Here is a 1,235-nt window from a genome sequence, read left to right as displayed (position 1 = left end):
CAGGACAACTTCTTCGAACTGGGGGGCGACTCCATCCTGAGCCTGCAGATCGTGGCGCGGCTGCGCCGAGCGGGCTGGAAAGTCACGCCGCGGCAACTGTTCGAACGCCAGAGCGTGATGAGCCTGGCCGGCGTGGCCGAACGCGCCGACGCGGCCGATGCCGCGGCAGGCCCGAGCCAGGCGCCGGCCAGCGGCGCCGTGCCGCTGCTGCCGATCCAGGCCGAATTCCTCGAGAGCGACATCCCGGCGCGCCACCACTGGAACCAGGCGATCCTGCTGCAGATTCGCGGCGTCCTGGATCCGGCGCGGCTGGCGCGCGCCCTGGATGCCGTGGTGCGCCACCACGACGCCCTGCGCATGCGCTACGCACAAGACGCGCAGGGACAATGGCGGCAGGCCTACGGCGCCCCGGGCGAGGTGGGCGAGGCCGAGCTGCTGTGGGTGCGGCGCGCCGACACCCCTGCGGCCGCGGCGGCCCTGTGCGAAGCCGCCCAGCGCAGTCTGGATCTCGAACGTGGCCCGCTGCTGCGCGCGCTCGCGCTCGAGCTGCCCGGTTCTGGAGCCTCCGGCACTGCCGATGCCTCGGGAACTGCCGCAACCCCCGCAACCCCCGCGAGCCAATGGCGTCTCCTGCTCGCCATCCACCACCTGGTGATCGACGGCGTCTCCTGGCGCATCCTGCTGGAAGACCTGCAGAGCGCCTACGCGTGCGCGCAGGACAGGGCCATCGACCTGCCGCACAAGACCAGCGCCTACCAGGCCTGGGGAGAGCGGCTGCAGGCCTACCCGGATGCGCACCCCGACGAAGCGGCCTGGTGGGAACGCCTGGCGGACGTTCCGGCGCACCTGCCATGCGACTGGCCCGACGGCGCGGACACCTTCCGCCACCACGTCGGGGCCAGCGTCACCCTGGATCGGGCGGCCACGCAGCGCCTGCTCAAGGACGCGCCGGCGGCCTACCGCACCCAGGTCAACGACCTCCTGCTGACCGCGCTGGGACGGGCGCTGTGCGCCTGGAGCGGCCATGCGCGCATCCTGATCGACCTGGAAGGGCACGGACGCGAAGACCTGCACGACGACCTCGACCTGTCGCGCACCGTAGGCTGGTTCACCAGCCTCTACCCGATCCTGCTGGATCCGCAGGGCGAACCTGGGGCGGCGCTCAAGCGCGTCAAGGAAGACCTGAGGCGGATCCCGCGCCGGGGCATCGGCTACGGCCTCCTGTCCCACCTGGG

General features: G+C 72.2%; 1 protein-coding gene. It reads left to right on the top strand.

The window, feature by feature from the left end; all coding sequences use genetic code 11:
• Positions 1-1,235: condensation domain-containing protein (locus tag BT108_RS13280; protein ID WP_255369729.1), on the top strand; the 1,235-nt coding region annotated here is incomplete at both ends.

This window comes from Nitrosovibrio sp. Nv17 (assembly GCF_900119085.1).
Taxonomy (GTDB): Bacteria; Pseudomonadota; Gammaproteobacteria; order Burkholderiales; family Nitrosomonadaceae; genus Nitrosospira.
The sequence above is the reverse complement of the archived record's forward strand: the minus strand, read 5'-3'. Positions and strand labels throughout refer to the sequence as shown.